This window comes from Micromonospora sp. SH-82 (assembly GCF_051132485.1).
GTDB lineage: Bacteria > Actinomycetota > Actinomycetes > Mycobacteriales > Micromonosporaceae > Micromonospora.
Genome location: NZ_CP148049.1, coordinates 3,560,738 through 3,583,079, shown reverse-complemented (window position 1 = coordinate 3,583,079; position 22,342 = coordinate 3,560,738). Strand labels below are relative to the sequence as shown.

The following is a 22,342-nucleotide window of genomic DNA, read 5'->3' as shown; positions in this document are numbered from 1 at the left end:
AGGACCTACGCTCTGTCGATTACCTGAGAGATAAAGGAATCGTTGGAGAAATGGGAGGTGAAGGACCCTTCTCACCCGTCTACGCCATTTGGCGAGAAAGCGTTCTCCGACTTCTCAGTTCTCGGGCAGTAGCCTCGTCGGCCGGGTAGAATGACTCGATCGACAGCTCGGAAATGGTCACGTCCAACGGCGTTCCGAAGGTGGCCACCGTGGTGAAGAGATTGAGCACCCGGCCCTCCCGTCGCACTCGGGCCGGCACCACGATGCTGTTCGCGGCCGGCCCCGCGCCATGGGACTCGCCACCCGGATAGCCGCGCAGTTCCTCCTCCAGCACCGCCAACTCCGGGTCACCACTGAACTCGACCTGCTTGCCCAGTCGGTGCAGCAGGTGCGCCCGCCACTCGCCGAGGTTGACGATGTGCGGGGCCAACCCCTCCGGGTGCAGGCTCGCCCGCAGGACGTTCGCCGGGGGGGCGAGCAGCCAGGGGGCCACCAGGTCGGTGAGGACCGAGAGGCTCTCGTTGGCGTCGACGAGGTTCCAGGCCCGGTCCACCACCACCGCGGGGTACGGCTCGTGCCCGTTGAGCACCTGACGGATGGCGGACCGGACGGCGCTCATGGGCGGGGCGTCGAGCGAGTTCTCCGGGTAGACCGGAGCGTAACCGGCGGCCAGCAGCAACCGGTTGCGTTCCCGTAGTGCCAGTTCGAGACGGTCGGCCAGCTGCAACACCATCTCCCGGCTCGGTGTCGACCGACCGGTCTCCAGGAAGCTGAGGTGTCGGGTCGAGATGTCGGCCCTGATGGAGAGCTCCAGCTGGCTGAGTCGTCGCCGTCGGCGCCAGTCCCGCAGCATCTCCCCGACGGCAGGTTTCGTAACGGTGACGGTCATCAGCTCATCGTGCGTGACCGACTTCCTACTGTCCATTACCTCAGAGGTAGCAGCTCTACCGAACGCGCGGGTCTCGTTCTCGATACAGGTACGTGACCGACACGGCGCACACCGGCTCCGCGATCCCGTCCCGCTCGACGTGCACCCGGTGGACCGCCTCCCAGTAACCCCGGGGCCGAACCCGCGCCGACACCACCTCCACCCGCCCCCGGACCCGGGCGCCCACCGGCACGGGAGCGGCGAAACGCACCCGCTCCACACCCTTGTTGAGCACGTGGTCGACACCCTCCACGGCGAGCACCTCGTCGACCATCGACGGCACCATCGCCACCAGGTGCAGACCGTGCACGACAGGAACCCCGAACGGCCCGTCGGCAGCCCGTACGACGTCCAGGTGGATCCACTGCCGGTCCCCGGTCACCTCGGCGAACGCGGCCACCGCCGCCGGACCCACCTCGCGCCACCCTGTCGTCCCCAGCTCCGCACCCTCCAGGTCGGGCAGGGCGTCGGGGCCGGAGAGCCGCCGCATCAGGACACCACCGTCGAGCCGTCGCGCTCCGTACGCGACTGCGGACCGGTGCCGGCCTCCCGGCGTACGGCGGCTGCCACCGCGTGCACTCCCCCGTCGACGTGGAGGACCTCTCCGGTGACCGCCGGCAGCCAGTCCGACCAGAGGGCGCAGACGGCCCGCCCCACCGGCGTCGCGTCCACCGAGTCCCACGGCAGCGGGGACCGTCGGGTCCAGGTCTCGTGCAGGACGTCGAAGGAGTCGATCGCGGTGGCGGCCACTGTCCGCAGGGGGCCGGCGGCCACCAGGTTTACCCGGGTGCCCTGCGGACCGAGGGCGTGGGCAAGGTACCGGCAGCAGCTCTCCAGCCCGGCCTTCGCCACCCCCATCCAGTCGTACCCCGGCCAGGCCTGCCCCGCGTCGAAGTCGAGTCCCACCACCGAACCGCCACCCGCCGTGGCCAGCAACGGGGCGCAGGCCCGGGTGAGCGCCGGGAAGGAGTACGTCGACACCTGCATCACCCGGGCGACGTCCTCCCACGAGGTGTGCAGGAAGCCGCCGTCCAACGCGGTGGGGGGCGCGAACGCGGCGGCGTGCAGCAGACCGTCGAGCGAACCCCATCTCGCGTCCAGGGCATCGGCGACGGATGCCAGCTGCTCGGGTCGGGTGAGGTCGAGCTCCCAGACCTCACAGGGGTTCGGCAGGTCCTCGGCGACCCGGCGGGTGATGGGAAGCGCCCTGCCGAAACTGGTCAGAATCACCTCCGCGCCCTCCTGTTGGGCCAGTTGCGCGGCGGCGTACGCGATGGAGCGTTTCGTCAGCACACCGGTGATCAGCAGCTTTTTCCCGGCCAGCAACACGGCGACTCCCGTCGGTCGAATGGTGATCGGGGATCTGATCCATCGAAGTCCCGCATCACGGTGCCAGCACATCCTGACGACCGGATGACAAGGCGCTGATTGACCGGGGTCGACGTATTACCTGTCGCGTAATGGACGGTGCGCCGATCGAGATGCGAATCTCCACGGGCCACCCTGCACCACCACATGGTTGCCGTATCCCGAGAAGGAGACAGTCATGAGTGACCTCGCCAATACCGTCGAGCGCTACCTTGAGATCTGGAACGAGACGGACGCCACCCGGCGGGCCGAGAAGATCCGCGAGGTGTTCACCGAGGACGCGACGTACACCGATCCGCTGGGTGACGTCAGCGGACACGAGGCGATCAATGCGCTGATCGGTGCGGTCCAAGAGCAGTTCGCCGGCCTGACCTTCAGCCTGGCCGGGGCGGTCGACGCCCACCACGACATCGCCCGCTTCACCTGGAACCTCGCCCCGGCCGGCGCGCCGGAGCCCGTCGCCGTCGGCTTCGACGTGGTCAAGGCCGGCGGGGACGGACGGCTCTCCGCTGTCTACGGCTTCCTCGACAAGGTGCCCGCCGCCGCCTGACGCGTGATCGCCGCCCACGGCGGCCGGCACCTCCAGCCCGCGGATCCGCACCGACACACCCCCTCGGTGTCGGTGCGGATCCGTGCGCCGACACCGAGGGTGCCCGTACCGACCCGGAGGAATGCGGATACCCCGACCTGGAGGAACCAGTGTCCCGCTCCGTGGCGCCACCCCCGCCGGCCACGACCGGCACCACCATCGGCGACCGGCTCGATCGGCTCCCGATCGTCGCGTCGCACCGGACGCTGACCCTGCTGATCGGCGTCGGACTCTTCTTCGACTACTTCGACAGCAACCTCTCCGGCACCGTCTCCCGGGTGCTGCAGACCGAGTTCGGCATCGGTGGCACGACCCTGATGCTCTTCCTCGCGTCCGGGTTCATCGGCCAGTTCTTCGGCTCGATCTTCCTCGGCCGCTTCTCCGACGTGGTGGGCCGACGCCGGGCATTCATGATCAACCTGGCCGTCTACTCGGTCTTCACCCTGCTGGGCGCGTTCTCTCCGAACGCCGCCTGGCTCATCCTGACTAGGTTCCTGGCGGGGGTCGGCATCGGCGCCGAGCAGACCCTGGCGGACTGCTACCTGACCGAGGTCCTTCCGGCCCGTCGTCGCGGGCGCTTCATCGCCTGGGCCTACAGCCTCGCCTTCTGCGGAGTGCCGGCGGTCGGTTTCACAGCGCTGTGGCTCGCCCCGCGCGACTTCCTCGGCCTGGCCGGATGGCGCTGGGTGTTCATCATCGGCGCCCTCGGCACGGCCTTCATCTGGATCCTGCGACGTCGGCTCGTCGAGTCGCCTCGCTGGCTCGCCGAACAGGGCCGACAGGTCGAGGCCGACGCGGTGGTACGCCGGTTCGAACAGGAGGCCGGCATCCAGTCCCCGGCCGTCACCGTGGACGTCACCGTCACCGTCCGGCGGCCCCGGTACGCCAGCCTGTTCAGCCCCCGCTACTGGCGGCGGACCGTCGCCCTCTGGACGTTCTGTCTGCTGTCGGTGACCGCCTACTACGGTTTCGGGACTCTCGCCCCCCAGGTGCTGGCGGTCAAGGGCTTCGACGTGGTCCAGGGGTTGAGCTTCACGGCCCTGTCGTTCCTCGGATACCCGGTCGGATCACTGCTGTCGGTACCGATCATGGACCGGGTCGAACGTCGGACCCTGATCTGCGTGTCGGCGGCGCTGATGGCGTTCAGCGGGCTCTGCTTCGGGTTCGCCGGCTCGGTCACGGTGGTGGTCGTGGCCGGGTTCTCCTACACCCTGATGAGCAACCTGTTCTCTACCGCGTCCCACGTGTACCTGGCCGAGCAGTACCCGACAGCGTTCCGGACCACCGCCGCCGGAGCGGCGTACGCCCTGTCCCGCCTCAGCGCGGCCCTGCTGCCGTTCCTCCTCCTACCGGTGCTGACCGGGTACGGGGCGGGATGGCTGTTCACGATCATCGCGACGTGCGTCGCGGTGATGATCGGTGTGGTCCTGATGCTCGGCGCCCGGACCACCGGGACCTCGGCCGACCTGCCCTACGGCGACGACGAACCGACACGGGTCGGCCGGACCTGACCGTCGAACCGACACGGGGCGGCCGGCCCGGACCGACCGGTCCGGTCACCCCAGCACCATCTGTGACTGCGTCACCATCCCGATCCGGGTCGGCACCGTACCGGCCCGGATCGGGCCGTCGTCGGCCCGCTGGTCCAGGAGGGTCTGCACGACGATGACGCTCCGACCGACGTGCACCGGACGGGCCACCGCCCGCAACACCCCCCGCCGCACCCCGGCGAAGAAGTTCGTCTTCAGCTCGATGGTGGTCGTCATCGCCCCGGGCGGCAGGTTCAGGTACGCGCACACCCCCGCGACGGAGTCGGCGAGCGACACGACGGCCCCGCCGTGCATCACCCCACCCGCCGTGCAGAGGGCGGGCGCCCAGGCCAGCGACGCGGACACCTCCTCCGGGTCGAGGCGGTCGAACCGCACGTCCAGCGTGGCGGCGTACGGCATCAACTCCCGCAGGGCGGCAGCGGTCAGGGACCTGTCGGACATCGTCTCCTCCTGATCGGACGAAACGTCGGGTCCACCGTCGACGACGGTGGACCCGACATCAAATGGCAGGTGCAGGGGGTGTCAGGTACAGGGGGTGTCAGCGACCGCTCGCCGCCTCCAGCCGGTAGAGGTGCCGGACGACGTCGGAGGTCACCGACAGTGCATGACTGTCGATGTAGAAGTGCCCGCCAGGGTATTCGCTGTTGCCGAGGTACCGGGGGGTCCGGTCCCGCCACGAGTCCATCGCGTCGGGCTGCTCCATCAGCGGGTCGGCGGCCCCGCCGTACGAGGCGATCGGGCACCGGACCGTGGCCCCGTCGTCGACGTACTGGCTGCACACCGCGAGGTCGGCGCGCAGTGCCGGGACCACGAGGGCCAACATCTGCGGGTTGTCGTAGATCTCGGCGGGGAAGGATCCGAGTTTCTTGATCCATTCCACCATCTCCGGCTCGGGCATCCGGCTCTGTTGCTCGGTCGGCACGAAGAAGCCCCGCGGAGCCCAGCCCGACATGCCCAGCATCAGCGGACCGGGGTCACCGGCCGCCTCGATCCGCTGGGTCAGCTGGTACGCCAACTGCGCCCCCATGCAGTGTCCGAAGAAGGCGTACGGCCGGTCGTCGAGTTCCCGGACCACCGCCTCGTGCAGGGCGTCCATCAACGGCTCCCACGTGCCGTAGGACGACTCGTCCCGGCGGTTGTGCCGCCCGGGCAGGGTCACCGCCTGTGGTGCGACGTCCCCGGGCAGCAGGGTGCCCCAGTCCCGGTAGATGATCGCTCCGCTCCCGGCGTGCGGGAACAGGATCAGCCGGATCCGGGCGTCCGGCGCGGGTTCGGCCGGGTGCAGCCAGGACCCGGCCGTGGACGTCGTCTCGATCTGCATGGTCATCGGGTCTCCTCCCGGTTGGCGCCCGCACCGGCCAGCACCGATTCGTCGGCAACGGCCCGCAGGGCCGGCAACAGCTCGGCACCGACACGTTCGAGGTGGGACACCGAGTCGAGGGAACCGATCCGGATCACCACGTGCCGGGCACCGGCGCGCAGGTAGCCCCGCAGCCACTGCGCGACGGTCTGCGCGCTCCCCCACCCGTAGGCCTGGATCTGCATCATCATCTCCAGCGGACGCCCGTAGTAGCGCTGGACGTACTCCTCCAGCTCAGCCCGCGCCGCCGTCGGGTCGTCGTCGAGGGTGAGCGTGGCGTACAGGCCGGGGACGACGGCGTCGGCCGGACGACCGGCCTCGACGCAGTGCCGGGCGATCGTCTCCCGGGCCGCCGCATAGCTGTCCGCCGACGGAAGGAACGGCAACCAGCCGTCGTACCGGCGGGCCACCCGGCGCAGGACCGCCGGGGTGTCACTGCCGGCCAACCAGAGCGGTGGACCACCGGACCGGTACGGCGACGGCAGCCGGTCCAGCCCGACGGCCTGCCAGTGCCGACCGGTGAAGTCGACGGGTGCCCCGGGAGAGCCGCTGCGCCACGCCGTACGCCACAGGTCGGTGATCTCGTCCAGCCGCCCCGCCCGCCCGGCGAACACCGCGTCGACCAGGCCGAACTCGTCCTCCGTCTCGGGCATGGGGAAACCCGAACCGAGACCGAGGGTGAGTCGGCCGCCGCAGGCGTGGTCGAGGCTGCTGACCATGCTGGCGCCGACGACCGGGTGCCGCAGGGCCGGGGTCAACGCCGCCGTGCCGAGGGTCACCCGGGTGGTCGCCGTACCGGCCGCGGTGAGCGTGATCAGCGGATCCAGCCGGGGTCGGGCGACGAGCGAGTCGCCGGTCCACACCGAGTCGAAGCCGAGTTCCTCGACCCGGCGGGCGAAGTCGACGAGCGCCGACATGGAGAGGTTTCCGAGGATCACCTGCTCCCGGCTGGGCAGCAGGACACCGAATCGAGGGGCGTCGGACACGTCAGTCTCCCTTCACCGCCGCCGCAGCCACCGGCCGGGCCTGCGCCGCGAGTCGCTCCCGCACGACTCGGCGCAGCACCTTGCCGGACGGATTGCGGGGCAACTCCGTCACGAAGTGGTACTCGACGGGGATCTTGTAGTCGGCGATCCGACCCCGTAGGTAGACCGTCAACTGCCGGGGTGTCACCGACGCGCCGGGCCGGGACACGAGACAGGCGTGGACCGCCTCACCCCACTCCGGGTGCGTCACCCCCACGACCGCCACGTCGGCGACCGCGGGATGGTCGCCGAGTTCCTTCTCGATCTCGGCCGGGTAGATGTTCTGCCCCGCCACGATGATCGTGTCGTTCATCCGGTCGCCGAGGAACAGGTAGCCGTCCTCGTCGAGGTGACCGGCGTCGCCCATGTGCAGCCACTCGCCGACCAGGGTCCGGGCGGTCGCCTCCGGCAGTTTCCAGTAGCCCAGCATCCGGGCGGGCGTCCGTACGCACACCTCGCCGACCTGTCCCGGCGGCAGCCGGCGTCCCGCCCGGTCGACGACCTTGACCTCGGTGCCGGGGCAGGCCCGCCCGGCGGCCCGCAGCAACGGGCTGCCCGGCACGTGGTCCGCCGGAGGCAGGCAGACGGCGACGCTACCGGTCTCGGTGCTGGCGTAGATCTGGGCGAACTCGCAGGCGAAGACCGCCAGGCACCGCTGCAGCAGGCCGGTGGAGATGGGCGCGGCACCGTAGGCCACCTTACGCATCGAGGTGAAGGTGTCCGGGCCGACACCCCGCTCGTCGAGCATCATCGCCAGCATCGCCGGGGCGACGAAGGTCGTGGTGACCCGGTGCCGGACGATGAGGCGTACGGCGTCCTGCGGCAGGTACATCCGCATCACCACGTTCGTCGCACCGGCGTTGAAGCCGTGCATGAACCACCCGATGCCAGCGATCCCCAACCCGGGCAACGAGATCAGGTTGACGTCGTCGGGCCGCCAGTCGAGCCAGCCCACCCCCGCCTCGCCCATCGCCGCCGGCAACGTGAAGAAGCTCCGGTGGGCCAGCACCACACCCTTGGGTCTGCCGGTCGTACCGCTGGTGTAGATCTGCACGACGGCGTCGTGCGGCCCGCACCGGTGCTCGGGCGTGTCCTCGGTCGCCCCGGCCCGCCAGGACCGCAGACCCGCCCCGGGGTCGCGGGGGTCCTCACCGTCCAACGTGACGACGACCGCCAGGTCCGGCAGTCCGGCCCGGACCCGGTCGAGCACCGGTTGGAACTCGCGCTCGGCGAAGACCAGCCGGGCACCCGAGTCCCGCAGGACGTGGTCGACCTCCCCGGCGGTCAGCCGCCAGTTCACCGGCACCAGGACGGCACCGATCTTGGCGCAGGCGAGGACAGTCGAGTAGTAGTACTCCGACTCGCGGCCCAGGTACGCCACCCGGGTCCCGGCGACGACACCGGCGGCGCGCAGCGCCTGGGCCGTACGGTTGCTGCACCGGTGCAGGTCGGCGTAGGTGATGCTGCGGTCCTGGCAGTGCACGGCGACGTGGTCGCCACGGTGCAGGGCGTGGGCCTCGGCCCGGGCCGCCAGCGTCCAGTCCTCGGGTAGTGTCACTGCTCCTCCGGAGGGTGTGGGGTCGCGCGGACGTGCTCGGCGGTGAACCGGCGGACGAGGAACTGCGCGAGCTGCTCGGGTGACGGGTGGTCGAAGGTGAGCGACGCCGGCAGGGCGACCCGCAGGTCGGTCTCCAACCCGCTCTTGAGCTCGACCCCCATCAGGGAGTCCAGTCCGAGGGAGATGAACTCGACGCCGGGGTCGAGGTCGTCCGGCGACTCCAGGTGAAGCGCCCGGGCCACCCGTTCCCGGACCGCCGCCCGGATCAGCGCGAGCCGGTCCGCGTCCGGGGCGAGCAGGAGCTGGTGCAGCCCCGAGCCGGCCGCCTCCTCGGCACCGGGATCGACGAGGCGGTCGTAGAGGGCGTTCCCGCTCGGCTGCGCGGCGGCGATCCGGTCCCAGTCGAAACCGCCGACCACCCTGTGGTCGGCGGGTCCGGCCCACAACCGCGTCAGGGTGGCCAGTGCCCGCATCGGGGAGAAGAAGCGGATGCCGCTGCGGTCGATCTCCCGGCTCAGCTGCTCGTCGAGGCGGGCGGACATGCCGACCTGCGCCCAGGCACCCCAGTTGACGCTCAGACCGGGTAGCCCCTGCCGGGACCGCCACCGGGCGAGCGCGTCGAGGTAGGCGCTCGCACCGGCGTAGTGGGCCTGGGTCGCGCCGCCGACCACAGCGGCGATCGACGAGTACAGGACGAACAGGTCGTGCTCGGGGAAGGCCCGGCTCGCCTCGTGCAGCAGCCAACCGCCGTACACCTTCGGGCCGAACTGTTCGTCGATCGCCGCCCAGTCGAGCTTCGCGATGAGCTCCTTGCCGATGGCACCGGCGGCGTGGACGAAACCGCCGACGCCCCGCCCCCCGGTCCGCAGGTGCTCGACGAGTCTGGCGACGTCGGCCGGGTCGGCCACGTCGGCGGCGAACAACTCCACCTCGGCGCGGCGGCGCAGCTGGTCGAGGACCTCCTGGGCCTCCGGGACCGGCCGACCGGACCGGCTGACCAACACGAGGTGCCGGGCGCCCAGGTCGACGAGTTTGCGGGCGGTCACCAGACCCAGGCCACCGAGACCGCCGGTGATCACGTAGGTCCGGTCCGGCCACACCCGCCGCGACGCGTCCGGGTCGACAGTCGCCGGTCCGGGCGGGACGTCGTCGTCGAGGCGGAGCAGCACGGTCCCCGGGGCGGCGCCCCGGTCCGTCTCGGCCAACGCCTCGGCGGCCTCGGCGAGACCGTACACGGTGGTCTCGGCGTCGTCGGTGAGCCCGGCCACCGCCGCACCGGGGTCGGTGTCGGCGGCCAGGGCGGCGGCGACCGCCCCGGCGGCCCGCATCAGATGCGCGGTGCCGGGCACCCCGACCGCCGACGCCGCCGGCACCGTGACGACGCGGCGCGGTCGACCGGGGTACGCCAGGACGACGGCGTCTCCGGCCGCGAACCCGGCCTCGGCACCGCCGTTGGCCACCACCCCCGCGCAGGCGCTGCCGGTGCCGTCACCGCGTACCGGTCCCACCGCCACGACCCGTACCCGGATCTGGGTCGGCCCGGGCGGGGCGTCGTCGACAGGCACCAGTTCCACGACCCGGCCGTCGCGCCGTACCTCGTAGTTGTCCGACCACGGCGGGGTGGACTCGCCGGGTAGCAGTCGACGGACGTGCCGCCTGCCGCCCCGGAAGGCGAGCTGGAACTCGTCCGGGCGCGCCACCGCCCACTCGCGGGCGAGCGCTGCCACGTCGGCCGGTGCGGCGACGTCGACGAGCGTCGGACGGTACTGGGGATACTCGGTGAGCAGCACCGGCCCGAACCCCCACAGGGTGGCGGCGGCGAGGGCTCCGGCGTCGTCGGACGTCTCCCCGGGCGTCTGCTGCGCACCGGAGGTGACCAGCCAGAGCCGGGGCGGCGCATCCCCCGCGTGGGCCTCCAACGACTGCACGAGCGTCAGCAGGCGGCGGTAGTTCTCCTCGGACTCGACGGGGAGCCGCTGCCCCGGCTCGCCCCTCCCACCACGCCAGAACCAGGCGACGTCGGTCACCGACGGGTCTGCCAGCCTCCCGGTGGGCTCGTCGCCCTCCGGCACCACCGTCACGGTCAGCCCGGCCGGTGCCGACTCCACCACCGTCGCCGCGGTCGACGGGTCCGCGCCCACCACCAGGACGTGCCCGGTGGCGGTCTGGTCGGGGGTGCCGCCGGTCTCCCGCAGCCACTCCACCCGGTGGACGAAGGGACGTCGGTCCTGCGCCGCCGCCAGCCGAACCGACAGCAGCTCCGCCACCGGCCGGTCCCCGTCGAGCAGCAGCAGGTCGACCTGCCCGACGTCGCCGGGCTCCGCCGGTGGGCACAGCGACGCCCGCACCTGGACCCGTTCCCCCCGGGGACGCCGGAGCAACCGGACACTGCCGACGGCGACCGGGGTCACCGCCGGCCCGTCCGGGTGGATCACCGCCACCGCCTGGAGGGCGCCTTCCAGCACGTCGACCGGGAGGTTCTCGCCGGGCACCGCCCGCCGGTTGACCACCTCGGCGACGACGGTGCCGTCGTGGCGGGCGACCCGGTCCAGCAGCCGCAGGCGCGGCCCCGGTGACAGCCCCGCCGAGGCCAGGTCGAGGTAGCCGGCCTCGTGGTCGCGTTCGTCGTCGGCGGGGACGTCCGCCGGGGGCAGGATCAGGGCGGCGCTCCTGGCCACCGTCCCCGGCACCGTCGCGCCCGGCCCCTGCGGGGTCTCCCACAGGACCGCCGTCGCGCAGGTCGACGCCGACTCACCGGTGCCCGCGCTCACCCGTACCCGGACCACGTCGGCACCCACCGGTTCCAGGTGGGTACGGACCGGGGTCGGTTCGTCGGTGAGCCCGAGCGGGGACTCGAACCGCAGGTCGCGGATGACCCCACCGGTGTGGCCGAACACTTCGTCCTGCACGGCGAGGAGCAGTTCGACGAAGGCGGCGGTGGGCACCACGACGGCCCCGTCGACGACGTGGTCGCCGATCGGGCTCGGACCCGAGGCGCTGTACTCCGCGACGAACTCCCGGCCGGTGTCGACCGGGACCTCCCGGCCCAGCAGGGGATGGTGCTCGGCCGACGACGTCGGGGTCCGGGTGCCGGACGAGGTGACCGCCGGGAGCCAGTACCGCTTGCGTTGGAAACGGTAGGTGGGCAGGGACACCGTCCGCCGGGCGCGACCGTCGTGGAAGCCGGGCCAGGACACGGCGAGCCCGGCGACGTAGAGCGCCGCCAGGGTGGACATCGTCAGTTCGGCGCTGCGGTCGCGTCGGCTGAGGCTCACCGACCAGTGGTGGTCCTGCGCCGTCACGCACTGTCGAGCCAGCGCCGTCAACGTCCCGGACGGGCCGATCTCGATCATCGCGTGCCGGCCCCGGCGGGCGACAGCCCGCATGCCGTCGAGGAACGCCACCGGCTCCCCGATGTGCCGCACCCAGTAGTCGGGGTCGGAGAGCTCCGCCGGTCGGGCCACCGCGCCGGTGACGTTCGAGACGACGGTGATCGTGGGCTCCCGGAACGTGATCGACGCCAACGCGGCCCGGAAGTCGTCGTACACCTCCCGCATCAGCGGGGAGTGGAAGGCGTGGGAGACCTTGAGTCGGTCCACCCGGACCCCCTGCCCACCGAGGGCTGCCACGACCTCGTCCAGCTCCTGCACGGCACCGGAGACCACACACTGCCCGGGGGCGTTCACAGCGGCCAGCGCCAGGTTCGCACGGTCGGCAAGCAACGGCTGCACCACGTCCGCGGCGGCCTGGACGGCCGCCATCGCCCCGGGGGCGCTGACCGACTGCATCAACCGACCCCGGGCGGCGACCAGCGTCGCCGCGTCCGCCGGGGAGAACAGCCCAGCGACGGTGGCGGCCACCACCTCGCCGATGCTGTGGCCGATGACCACGTTCGGTCGTACCCCCCAGGACATCCACAACCGGGCCAACGCCAGCTCGACGGTGAACAGGGCGGGCTGGGTCAGCCAGGTCTGGTGGATCGCCGACTCCTCGTCGGCCTCGTCGAGCAGCAGCGACCGCACCGAGCGGCCGAGCAGGGGGGCGAAGAGGTCGTCGCACTCGTCCACGCAGGCCCGGAACACCGGAAACCGCCGGTAGAGGTCGGCGCCCATCCCGGCGTACTGGGACCCCTGCCCGCTGAACAGGAAAGCGGTCTTGCGGATCGGGGTCGGCGCCGACGGTACGTCCTCGACGGCCCCCGCGAGGAACCTGGTCAGCTCACCGTGGTCGCGGACCACCGCCGCCACCCGGTGACTGTGGTGACTGCGCCCGACGGTACCGGTGTAGCAGAGCGCCTCCACGTCCACGCCGTCGTCGTCGGCGAGGAACCGTCGGTACGCCTCCACCTGGGCGCGCAGCGCGACGGCCCCCTTCGCCGAGAGGGTGAACAGGTGCCCGCCGTCGGTGTCGGGTTCCCGCTCGTCGGGCGGCCCGGCGAGATGGACCGGGGCCTGCTCCAGCACCACTGCGGCGATGGTGCCGGCGAAGCCGAAGCTGTTCACCACCGCCCGGCGTACCGGGGCGTCCCAGGCCCGACACTCGACGGGCACCTCGATCGGGTAGCTGTCCCACGGGATCCGTCGCGACGGGGAACGCAGGTTCAAGTGCGGATACACGACGCCGGACCGGAGCTGGAGCAGGGTCTTGATCAGGCCGACGACGCCGGACGCCGGTTCCATGTGGCCGAGATTGGTCTTCACCGAGCCGACCAGCAACGGTTCCTCGCGGGTGTGCGACCGGGCGAAGACGTCGTTGATGGCGCCGAGTTCGATGGGATCCCCCAGCGGCGTGCCGGTGCCGTGAGCTTCGACGTACTGAATGTCGCCGGGAGTGAGCCCGGCCGCCGCGAGCGCGTTGCGGATGACGAGTTCCTGCGCGGCCCCGTTCGGTACGGTCAGGCCCGCGCTGTCGCCGTCCTGCCCGATCGCGCTGCCCCGGACGACGGCCAGCACCCTGTCACCGTCGGCCTCGGCCCGTCGCAGGCGCTTGAGGACCAACACCCCGCAGCCCTCGGCCCGGACGTAGCCGTCAGCGGAGTCGTCGAACGTCTTGCACTGCCCGTCGGGGGCGAGCATCTGCCCGTGGGAGAAGATGACCGGGATCCGGGGATGGTGCAGCGCGTTCACCCCGGCGCAGAGGGCGATGTCGCACTCCCCCCGGCGCAGCCCCTCGGCGGCGAGGTGCAACGCCGCCAGCGAGGACGAGCAGGCGGTGTCCACGCTGATGCTGGGTCCCCGCCACCCCAGGAAGTAGGAGAGCCGCCCGGAGAGCGGGAACATGGTGATCCCGGAGGCCAGGTGCCCGTCCAGCTCGGCGTACGGAAGCTCGCCGATCTCCAGGGCGTAGTCGATCGAACTGGCACCGACGTAGACGCCGCCGTTGCCGCGCCGCAGTGCCGCCGGATCGATGTTCGCCTGTTCCAACGCCTGCCAGGCAGTCTCCAGCACCATCCGCTGCTGGGGATCGATGTACTGGGCCTCCTTGGGCGAGATGTTGAAGAACCCTGCGTCGAACCGGTCCACGTGGTCGAGGAACCCCCCGCCTGTGGTGTGGATCTTTCCCCGTTCGCCCGGCTCGGCCGGTGTGAACGCGGCGACGTCCCACCGGTCGGTGGGCAGCGGGGAGATGCCGGACCGCCCCTCGCGGAGGAACGCGTCGAACTCGTCGAGGGACTCGCAGCCGCCGGGGAACCGCAGACCCACCCCGACCACGGCGATCGGTTCGTGGTGCTGCGCCGACGGGCGGTCGAGGCCGTCGGCCCGCGCGTCGACCAGGTCGGTCATCGGCCGTCCTCCCCTGCAGGGGCCGTACCGACGGGACGGCTGTCGTCGACCGACCGGACCAGGTAGTTCACCAGCTGCTCGATGGTGGGCTGGCTGAACAGGACAGTCGCGTCGATCTCCACACCGATCCGGTTCTCCATCCGCCGTCGCAGTTCGATCAGCCGCAGCGACGTCAGCCCGAGGTCGAAGAAGCCGGTCTCCAGGGTGAGGTCCTCGTCGGCGTCCATCCGGAGGGCGGTCCTGAACTCGCTGAGCACCAACTCCTCGATCACCTCCCGCCGCTCGGACAGGGGCATGGACGGCAGGTGCCCGGCCAGTGGCAGGGTTTCGGTCATCTGAGTCACCTCTTCGTCGTTCGGCGCCGCCGGCCACGGGTAGGTCCACCGCAGGTCGCGCGGAGGCGGATCGGGTGGGCGGTCGACGGCAGGAGTCCGGGCACCCGACCGGGACCGGGGATCAGGAGGTCGACGTCGTGACCGTCGGTCCGCCCCGACGGGCGGGTTCGCTCACCTCGTGCAGGAAGGAGGCGACCTCCTGGTAGGACTCGACCAGCCCGACCTCGCGGTACGGGATGCCCCGACGGGCGCAGTACCGCTGGACGATGGGGCGGCACCGGCCCAGGTTCATCCGCGGCATCGTCGGGAACAGGTGGTGCTCGACCTGGTAGTTGAGCCCGCCGTACAGGAAGTCGACGAGCGTCGACGGGCGGATGTTGCGCGACGTGAGGACCTGGCGCTCCAGCCAGTCCAGGGACTCGTCGCCGTCGCGGACCTCCATCCCCTTGTGGTTGGGGGCGAAGATCAGTCCGAAGTACACCCCCAGCACCGCGTGCTGCACCGCCACGAAGGCCACTGCCTTGAGCGGGGACAACACCAGGAACACCGCGCCGAGGTAGATCGCCATGTTGGCGAGGATCAGCAGTCCCTCCACGACCGGCTGGCGGAGCCGGCTGCGGAACAACGCGATCAGCGAGGTCCGACGCATCTTGTAGCCCTCGAACACGAGAAGCACGAAGAACAGCACGTGTTGGTGCCGGACCACGAAGCGCTGCCAGCGGGTACGGCTGCCGTACTGGGACATGTCGAAGATCGCGGTACGCCGACCGATGTCAGGGTCGAGGTCGATGTTGTTGGGGAAACTGTGGTGGCGGTTGTGGTGGTTGACCCACCACCCGTAGCTGACACCGTTGACCAGGTTGGCGTGGACCAACCCCATCACCGTCGCCCACCGACCACGGAACATCGCCTTGTGCCCGGCGTCGTGCCACATGAAAGCGCTCTGGGCGCAACTCAGCCCCAACCAGGCCGCCACGCCCAGCTGCCACCAGCTGTCGCCGACGAGGAAGAAGGCCACCAGCCCGGCGGCGAGCAGACCGGTGTTGAGAGCCAGTCGGGAGTAGTAGCGGCGGGGGGCCAGGTCCAACAGACCCGCTGCCCGGATCTCCTTGGACAGCTCGGCGAAGTGGTTGCCCACGTCCCGGGCCGAGGCCCGGGCCGGATCGACGCCGACGAGGCCACTGCGGGGCGTCACCGGGCCCTTGGACAGGGATTGCTTGGCCTGCATCGCTCGGCCTCCTTCATGGACGCGTGCTGGTCAGAGAGTGCGCCGCGCCGCTGATCGGCGCCTGACCGACGCCTGACAGGTGGCGACGGTCGCCGGGCTACCGCGGAAGGGGTCGTACCACCACGACTGTCGATCGGCGCCCGCGTGGCGGTCATGCCCGGCTCACCAGGACCGCCGCGTTCTGGCCGCCGAAGCCCAGCGACATGCTCACCGCGTGGTCGACCCGGCGTGGCGTGGCCTTTCGGGCGACGTCGACCTCGATCTCAGGGTCGGTCTCGTCGAGGTTCGCCGTCGGTGGGACGAGCCCCTGTTCGACGGCGAGGACGGCGAAGGCCGTCTCGATGCCTCCGGCGGCACCGAAGAGGTGCCCGGTCACCCCCTTCGTGGAGGTCACCAACGGGTCCGGACCCAGCACCCGACGGAGCATCCGCGACTCCACCAGGTCGTTCATCGGGGTGGCAGTGCCGTGGGCGTTGACGTGGTCGATCTCGTCGGCGCCCACCCCGGCCTCGGTCAGGGCGGCGCGCAGGGCCGCCTCGGCACCGCGTCCCTCGGCGTCGGGTGCGGTGACGTGGTGGGCGTCGGCGCTCGCGCCCGCACCCGCGATCCGGGCACGTACCCGCGCACCCCGGGCCCGGGCGTCGGCGCCCCGTTCGAGGACGAGGAGACCGGCACCCTCACCGGCCACGAACCCGTCCCGGGTGGCGTCGAAGGGCCGGCAGGCGGTGACCGCATCGGTGCTACGCCGGGACAACACGCCCATCTGCGCGAACCCGGCCATCACCAGCGGCGTGACCATCGCCTCCGCCCCGCCGGTGACCACCACGTCGCACCTGTCGAGCAGCAGCAGGTCCCGGGCGACGGCGATCGCCGACGCACCGGAGGCGCACGCTGTGGCGACCACCAGACTCGGCCCGGTGGCCGCCATCTCGATGGAGACCTGACCGGCCACCATGTTCGGCAGGTGCATGGGAAGCAACAGCGACGAGACCCGACCCGGACCCTCCTCCAGGAGCACCCGGTGCTCCTGTTCGGCTGTCGCCGGGCCGCCGTCGGCGCAGCCGAGGACGACACCGACCCGGGCACCGTCCCAGGTGAGCGGGTCCAGCCCGGCGTCGCGGACCGCCTCCGCCGCCGCCACGACGGCGAACTGGACGAACCGGTCCATCCGTCGGGCCCGACGCGGTGGCAGCAGCGGCGTCTGCGGCGAGTCCGGCACCCGGCAGGAGATGTCCACCGGAAGCCCGGCGAGCAGCGGATCGTTGCGGGCCGTCGACTCGCCGGCGCAGACCCGCGCCCAGGTGTCCTCGGTGCCGATGCCGGCCGGGGTGACCAGCCCGAGACCGGTGACCGCCACGTCCCCGGAGCGCATCAGACCCTCGCGGTCCGGCCCTCGAGCAGCGCGACCACCGACCGGATGTCGGACGCCTGCAGCAGTTCCTCGTCGGAGACGGACACGCCGAGTTCCTTCTCGACGGCGAGACTCAGCTCGACGACGTCCAGCGAGTCCAACTCCAGATCCTTCAGCGTCGCGTCCGGCACCACCTCGGTCGGGTCGAGCTGGAACTTACGGACCATGACGTCACGCAGTCTGTCGAACATGGCAGTCTCCTCACGGTGTCCGGCGGTCAGCCGGCTGGTTCTCGGACGGCAGCGGTCGCCGGGGCAGCGACCGCTGCGAGTTCGGGCCAGGTGAGCGTGGTGGCGCCCCAGGTCAGTCCGCCGCCGAAGGCGGCCAACAGCACCCGGTCGCCGGACGCGAGCCGACCCGCTGCGGCCTCATCGGCCAGCAGCAGTGGGATGGAGGCGGCGGCGGTGTTGCCGACCCGCTCGATGTTCGACGCCTGGCGGTCCGAGCCGATGTCGAGCCGTTCGGCGATGGCGGCGCAGATCCGGGCGTTCGCCTGGTGCGGTACGAAACGGTCGACGTCCTCGCAGCGCCACCCGGCGCGCGCGAGGGCCGCGAGGGCCGCCTCGGTCGTCCGTTCCACAGCGTGCCGGTAGACGTCGCGGCCCTGCATCTGGAAGTAGTGGTCGTCGGGATGGGCAGGCACTCCACGGGACCGGTGGCCGGAGCCTCCCGCCGGGATCGTGATCAGATCGCTGAGGTCCCCGTCGCTGCCCAGGACACAGGGGCCGACCGCACCGGGTTCGTCGGCGGTGCCGGCACGCAGCACCACCGCGCCGGCACCGTCGGCGAAGATGACGGCGGTGGTGCGGTCCGCCGGGTTGACGATGGTCGAGAAGGCCTCCGCGCCGACGAGCAGCACCCTGTCGGCGAGGCCGGTGGCGATCTGCCCGGCCGCGGTGGCCAGCCCGTAGAGGAAGCCGGTGCAGACCGCCGACACGTCGTGAGCGGCGACCCCGGCGAGGCCGAGTCGGGCTGCGACCTGGGGTGCGGTCGCCGGGCAGAGGCGCTCCGGCGTCGTGGTGGCGACGATGACGGAGTCGACGTCGGCCCGACCGGCGGACTTCAGCGCCGACGCGCCGGCCTCGACTGCCAGGGCGGCCGTGGCGGTACCCGGGTCGACGAGGTGTCGGCGGGCGATCCCGGTACGGCTGCGGATCCACTCGTCGGAGGTGTCGAGCCGACGGGCCAGCTCCTCGTTGCCCACCACCCGGGGCGGCAGGCAGGAACCGACCCCGGCGATCACCGCCGCCCGACCGGCCGTGCCGCTCACGTCAACCCCAGGACGGGCAACGCCTCCGGTACGCCCATGTGGTTCAGACGTACCACCGCCATCTCGTCGGTCCATCGCTCGGCGGCGGCGTACCGCTCCCGGGGGGTGGTGTCGAGCAGCCGCCGGCCCGGCCAGACCTCGTAGTCGTCGAGCAGGTCCCGGTGCCGCTGCATCCCCTCCTGGAACAGCTCCTCCCGGCGCAGCACGTACGCCTCCTCGGGAAGGTCGTCCCAGAGCTGACGGCCCCGACGCAGGATGTCGAGCAGCCGGGGCCGGTACTCGGGGTGGGCGGCGAGGTGACGGCGGAGGATGTCGCTGCCGACGGTGAGGTGCCGGATCTCGTCGATGGACGCCCCCCGGGCGATCTCGCTCGCGGCCGGGTCGAGGCGGTGCCACTTGCGTTCGCTCAGCTCGGCGGCGGGCGCCAGGACCCCCTCGATGACGATCGTGAAGATCGCCACCCCGCCGATGAAGTCACCCTCGTCCCGGACGGTACGCACGGCGAACTCCTCGACCGGTTCGAGGATCTCCTTGGTGTAGTCCGCCGACATCCGCGCCACCTCGTCGACGAGGCCCTCGGCCGGCATGCCGAGTTCGACGAGGTGCCGGCGGAAGACCATCGCGTGACGGGCCTCGTCCACCAGCTGGGTGGTGTAGAACTCCAGCTCCGGCAGGCCCGGTGCCTGGGCGACGTAGTGCGCCAGGATCCGGGTGGCCTTCTCCTCGGCGATGGACCGGTAGCCGAGTTCCATGACGAGCGCGTCGCGCAGCGCCCCGGGTTCGCGCATGTACGCCGGGGTCCCGGCCTCCGGGGCGTGGCCCGTCTCGGCCCGGCCCCGCAGCGTGCCCTGCGCGACGGCACCGAGCCAGTAGGCGAGGTCGCACTGTTCGACGGTGAGGCTGAGGTTCATCGCACCGTCGAGCAGGGTGGGTGCCTCGTTCCAGTCCGCCTCCGGCGGAACGGTGCTGGTCATCCGGTCTCTCCTTCGCGGGGCGGGGGTACGGGGGTCGGGTCCGCCGACGGGTCGGCGGTACGACCGGTGGGGGGTGCGGTGGCCTCCAGGGCGCTGACCGAGGCCAGGGAGCCGCCGAAGCTCAACAGCGGTCGACCGTCCCGGGCCACCCCCTCGACCACCTCGGCGAGCAGCAGCTCGTGGTCGCCGGCGGTCACGGTGGCCGTCAGGCGACAGCTCAGCCAGGCAAGCGCGTCGGCGATGAGGGGCGCCCCGCTGACCGGGTCGGGCTCCCAGTCGACGACGTCGAACTGGGCCGGGCCCCGGGGACGGCCGGGGTCGGCGAAGCGTCGGGCGGGCTCCGTCTGCGACGCGGCCAGGACACTGACCGCGAACGTCCGGCTCTCCTTGAGCAGGGCCAGGGACGCCGACCGGTGTTGGAGACAGATCCCGATCAGCAGGGGTTCCCGGGAGACCGCGCTCAACGAACTCACTGTCACGCCGTGCGGACCCCGCTCGGTGTTCGTGGTCAGGACCGCGACGGCGGAGGCGATCCGACGTACCGCCCGGCGGTGCACCGCCGTCCGGTTCCCCGGGGGCGGGGCCGCCGCGTCGGGTCTCTCCGACGCGCCCGGTGGCCGGTCGGCGAGCACCTCGACGGTGTTCACCGTCCGGGACCGGTGGGCACCGGGACCATCTCCGGCGCCGGGTCTGCGCTGTCACGTCCGGAGGAGGTGATCGACGCGATCAGCTTCTGGTACAGGGGGTGCGGGACCGGCTCGAAGGGGAGGCCGAACGGCTTGAGGAAGTTGCCGAACAGGGCGCGGTCGCCGAAGAGGTGGAACGGGATGACGAGCAACGCCCACTCCGGTCCGATGAACCACAACCACAGACCGATCACGGCGGCCTGCGTGATCAGGCTGTGCATGATGTTGTAGAGGACGTAGTAGACCTTCGATATCCGCTTGGTCTTGCTGCGGTGGTAGGCGATGGCGCCGGGGATGTAGCCGATCAGGTCGATGTAGAGGAACAGGGCGATGGCCGGCAGCCACCGCACCTCGTCCCAGTGCACGGCGAGCAGGACGGTGCTGACCGCGAAACCGACGGCGTACTCGGCGCGGTGCAGTCGGAAGGTGGTCGGCGTCTCGAAGGGGTTCTTCTGGTCCATCGGGCTACCTCCAGTCAGCGTGCGGGTGTGGTCGCCGTGACGGCGTCGCCGAGGACCCCGTCGGAGAGGCGGACGCCGTCGAACAGGCCGACCACCACCCAGGCGACGGTCTCCCGGATCACCCGTTCGGCGATCGGGTCCAAGATTCCTTCGAGGCTCGGGATGCCGAAGTCGAACTCGGCCTGGAACCGCAGCTCGGTGCCGTCCGGGTGGTCGCCGAGCTGCCAGCTCCCGGTGAAGCTGTCGAAGTCGCCGTCGGTCTGGGTGAAGTCGATGCGCAGCTGGTCGCGGAGGAAGCGCTCCTCCTCCTCCCAGCGCAGCAGTCCGCTGCGGAAGTGCAGCTCCCAACTCGACCGGCCGACCGGCTCGGGGAGGGTCTGGTGGACCGTCGCCGACTGGACGTGCGGCGCCAGCTCGGGGTAGCGGTCGAAACGTACGATCTCGTCGAAGACCGCCTGGGGTGCGGTGGCGGGGATGACGGCGTGCAGGTTCACGGTTCTCATGTCAGTGACTGCCTTCCGGCATGCGGGCGCGCTTGTCCACGAGGTCGCGGGTGGCGCCGTCGATCGATTCGAGGAGGAAGTTGACGTCGGAGTCGGTCAGGATCGCCGGCGGGGTGAAGCGGACGACGGTGCTGCCGTTCATGGAGTGGTTGGCGACCACCCCGTGGTTGAACAGTTCGATGAGCAGTTCCCCGGCGAGGCCGCCCTCGACGAGTTCGATCCCGATGAGCAGCCCCTCTCCCCGGACCTCGACGACCAGGTCGGCGCAGTTGCGCAGGACGATCCGTTCGATCTCCGGCAGGAGTTGCCGGCCCAGGTTCATCGCACGGGTGACCAGGCGCTCCTCCTTGACGGCCCGGACCGCGCCCTGCACGGCCGCCATCAGCACCGGCGCCCCGGAGAAGGTTCCGGTGTGCAGGTAGGGGTCCTTGTCGAAGGGGGCGAAGACCCGACGGCTCGCCAGGGCGGCGGAGACCGGGAGCACACCCCCGCCGAGGGCCTTGCCGACGAGCAGCACGTCCGGCTCGATCCCGGCCAGGTCGGCGCCCCACCAGTGTCCGAGTCGTCCCATGCCGGTCTGCACCTCGTCGAGGACGAGGAAGGCGTCGTAGCTTCGGCAGAGGGCCGCCGCCCGGCGGAGGTAGTCAGGGGGCGGGATGATCACCCCACCCTCGCCCTGGACCGGCTCGACGATGAAGCAGGACTCCCCCGGCCGGGCCGCCAACGCCGCTTCCAAGGCGTCGGCGTCGCCGTACGGGACCCGGGACACGTCGGGCAGCAGCGGCTCGAACGGTCGCCGGTAGACCTCCTTCCCGCTGGCCGACAGGGCACCGAGGGACTTGCCGTGGTACCCCTGTCCGGTGGCGACGATGTGGCGTTTGCCGTGCGCACGGCAGAGTTTGAGGGCGGTCTCGACCGCCTCTGCGCCGGAGACCGCGAAGTGGACGCGGTCCAGTCCCTGTGGGGCGACGGAGACGATCGCCTCGGCGGCCCTGGCCACCGTCGGCTCCAGCAGGATCCGGGTCGCGATCGGGTGGCGGTTGAGCTGTTCGAGTACGGCCTCCATGACGATGGGGTGACGTGCCCCCATGACGAAGACCCCGTACCCGCCGCAGTTGAGGAACCGTTCGCCGTCGCTGGTGGTCAACCAGGCACCGGACGACGCGACCTCCATGTGGCTGCCGAACAGCTCGGCCAGGGTCGCCCGGCCCTTGCTGAGGTGGGAGCGGTAGAGCCGCAGGACGTGTTGCTCCGTGTCGGCCGCCCCGGACACGCCGGGGGCCGGCCCTTCGGTGGTGATCGTCATTGCTGGG

20 protein-coding genes are annotated in these 22,342 nt (G+C 71.4%); 2 read left to right on the top strand and 18 right to left on the bottom strand.

Annotated features, from left to right (window positions below; genetic code table 11):
* Positions 1–79: 79 nt before the first annotated feature.
* From WHN02_RS16260 to fabI, 3 genes are read right to left on the bottom strand one after another with little or no spacing between them, the layout of a single operon-like run.
* Entirely contained in the window at positions 80–925 is an 846-nt protein-coding gene (locus tag WHN02_RS16260) for a helix-turn-helix domain-containing protein (protein WP_434739593.1), read from the bottom strand.
* A 19-nt stretch (positions 926–944) separates the two neighbouring features.
* Complete coding sequence (locus tag WHN02_RS16255; protein WP_434739592.1) at positions 945–1,418, bottom strand: MaoC family dehydratase; 474 nt, start codon at positions 1,416–1,418, stop codon at positions 945–947.
* Positions 1,418–2,257: an enoyl-ACP reductase FabI gene (fabI, locus tag WHN02_RS16250; protein WP_434739591.1), complete on the bottom strand. Its 840-nt coding sequence runs from the start codon at positions 2,255–2,257 to the stop codon at positions 1,418–1,420. The genes WHN02_RS16255 and fabI overlap by 1 nt, the downstream gene beginning before the upstream one ends.
* A 217-nt stretch (positions 2,258–2,474) precedes the next feature.
* Here fabI and WHN02_RS16245 point away from each other — a divergent pair, with 217 nt between their 5' ends.
* Positions 2,475–2,846 carry a nuclear transport factor 2 family protein gene (locus WHN02_RS16245; protein ID WP_434739590.1) on the top strand — a complete coding sequence of 124 codons (372 nt, stop codon included), beginning with the start codon at positions 2,475–2,477 and terminating at the stop codon, positions 2,844–2,846.
* A gap of 149 nt (positions 2,847–2,995) precedes the next feature.
* The gene (locus tag WHN02_RS16240) at positions 2,996–4,396 is read left to right on the top strand and encodes an MFS transporter (protein ID WP_434739589.1); all 1,401 of its coding nucleotides are present in this window, start codon (positions 2,996–2,998) and stop codon (positions 4,394–4,396) included.
* Positions 4,397–4,441: 45 nt separating this feature from the next.
* On the opposite strand, the gene WHN02_RS16235 is transcribed toward WHN02_RS16240, so the two are convergent.
* The 15 genes from WHN02_RS16235 to WHN02_RS16165 all read right to left on the bottom strand — a co-directional run bounded on the left by WHN02_RS16235 (position 4,442) and on the right by WHN02_RS16165 (position 22,335).
* Positions 4,442–4,876 carry a PaaI family thioesterase gene (locus WHN02_RS16235; RefSeq protein WP_434739588.1) on the bottom strand — a complete coding sequence of 145 codons (435 nt, stop codon included), beginning with the start codon at positions 4,874–4,876 and terminating at the stop codon, positions 4,442–4,444.
* 97 nt (positions 4,877–4,973) lie between these two features.
* Positions 4,974–5,762, bottom strand: coding sequence for a thioesterase II family protein (locus tag WHN02_RS16230; protein ID WP_434739587.1), 789 nt, complete (start codon positions 5,760–5,762; stop codon positions 4,974–4,976).
* The gene (locus WHN02_RS16225) at positions 5,759–6,781 is read right to left on the bottom strand and encodes an LLM class flavin-dependent oxidoreductase (RefSeq protein ID WP_434739586.1); all 1,023 of its coding nucleotides are present in this window, start codon (positions 6,779–6,781) and stop codon (positions 5,759–5,761) included. Before WHN02_RS16225 ends, WHN02_RS16230 begins: the two co-directional genes overlap by 4 nt.
* Before the next feature lies 1 nt (position 6,782).
* Positions 6,783–8,378: a long-chain-fatty-acid--CoA ligase gene (locus tag WHN02_RS16220; RefSeq protein ID WP_434739585.1), complete on the bottom strand. Its 1,596-nt coding sequence runs from the start codon at positions 8,376–8,378 to the stop codon at positions 6,783–6,785.
* Entirely contained in the window at positions 8,375–14,161 is a 5,787-nt protein-coding gene (locus tag WHN02_RS16215) for a type I polyketide synthase (RefSeq protein ID WP_434739584.1), read from the bottom strand. Before WHN02_RS16215 ends, WHN02_RS16220 begins: the two co-directional genes overlap by 4 nt.
* Positions 14,158–14,496: an acyl carrier protein gene (locus WHN02_RS16210; protein WP_434739583.1), complete on the bottom strand. Its 339-nt coding sequence runs from the start codon at positions 14,494–14,496 to the stop codon at positions 14,158–14,160. Before WHN02_RS16210 ends, WHN02_RS16215 begins: the two co-directional genes overlap by 4 nt.
* A gap of 121 nt (positions 14,497–14,617) precedes the next feature.
* Positions 14,618–15,724, bottom strand: coding sequence for a fatty acid desaturase family protein (locus WHN02_RS16205; RefSeq protein WP_434739582.1), 1,107 nt, complete (start codon positions 15,722–15,724; stop codon positions 14,618–14,620).
* 151 nt (positions 15,725–15,875) lie between these two features.
* Positions 15,876–17,096 (bottom strand): beta-ketoacyl-[acyl-carrier-protein] synthase family protein, encoded by a 1,221-nt coding sequence (locus tag WHN02_RS16200; protein WP_434739581.1) that lies wholly within the window; start codon positions 17,094–17,096, stop codon positions 15,876–15,878.
* Positions 17,096–17,326, bottom strand: a complete 231-nt coding sequence (locus WHN02_RS16195) for an acyl carrier protein (RefSeq protein ID WP_434739580.1) — start codon at positions 17,324–17,326, stop codon at positions 17,096–17,098. Before WHN02_RS16195 ends, WHN02_RS16200 begins: the two co-directional genes overlap by 1 nt.
* Positions 17,327–17,352: 26 nt before the next feature.
* Positions 17,353–18,405: a beta-ketoacyl-ACP synthase III gene (locus WHN02_RS16190; RefSeq protein WP_434739579.1), complete on the bottom strand. Its 1,053-nt coding sequence runs from the start codon at positions 18,403–18,405 to the stop codon at positions 17,353–17,355.
* A complete protein-coding gene (locus tag WHN02_RS16185; protein WP_434739578.1) occupies positions 18,402–19,379 on the bottom strand; it encodes a VlmB-like protein in 978 nt (325 codons plus the stop codon). The genes WHN02_RS16190 and WHN02_RS16185 overlap by 4 nt, the downstream gene beginning before the upstream one ends.
* Entirely contained in the window at positions 19,376–20,026 is a 651-nt protein-coding gene (locus tag WHN02_RS16180; RefSeq protein WP_434739577.1) for a flavin reductase family protein, read from the bottom strand. The genes WHN02_RS16185 and WHN02_RS16180 overlap by 4 nt, the downstream gene beginning before the upstream one ends.
* Positions 20,023–20,526, bottom strand: a complete 504-nt coding sequence (locus WHN02_RS16175) for a hypothetical protein (RefSeq protein WP_434739576.1) — start codon at positions 20,524–20,526, stop codon at positions 20,023–20,025. The genes WHN02_RS16180 and WHN02_RS16175 overlap by 4 nt, the downstream gene beginning before the upstream one ends.
* Before the next feature lie 14 nt (positions 20,527–20,540).
* Positions 20,541–21,029, bottom strand: a complete 489-nt coding sequence (locus tag WHN02_RS16170) for a type II toxin-antitoxin system RatA family toxin (protein ID WP_434739575.1) — start codon at positions 21,027–21,029, stop codon at positions 20,541–20,543.
* 1 nt (position 21,030) lies between these two features.
* On the bottom strand, positions 21,031–22,335 hold the full coding sequence (locus WHN02_RS16165; protein ID WP_434739574.1) for an aspartate aminotransferase family protein: 1,305 nt from the start codon (positions 22,333–22,335) through the stop codon (positions 21,031–21,033).
* Positions 22,336–22,342 lie beyond the last annotated feature (7 nt).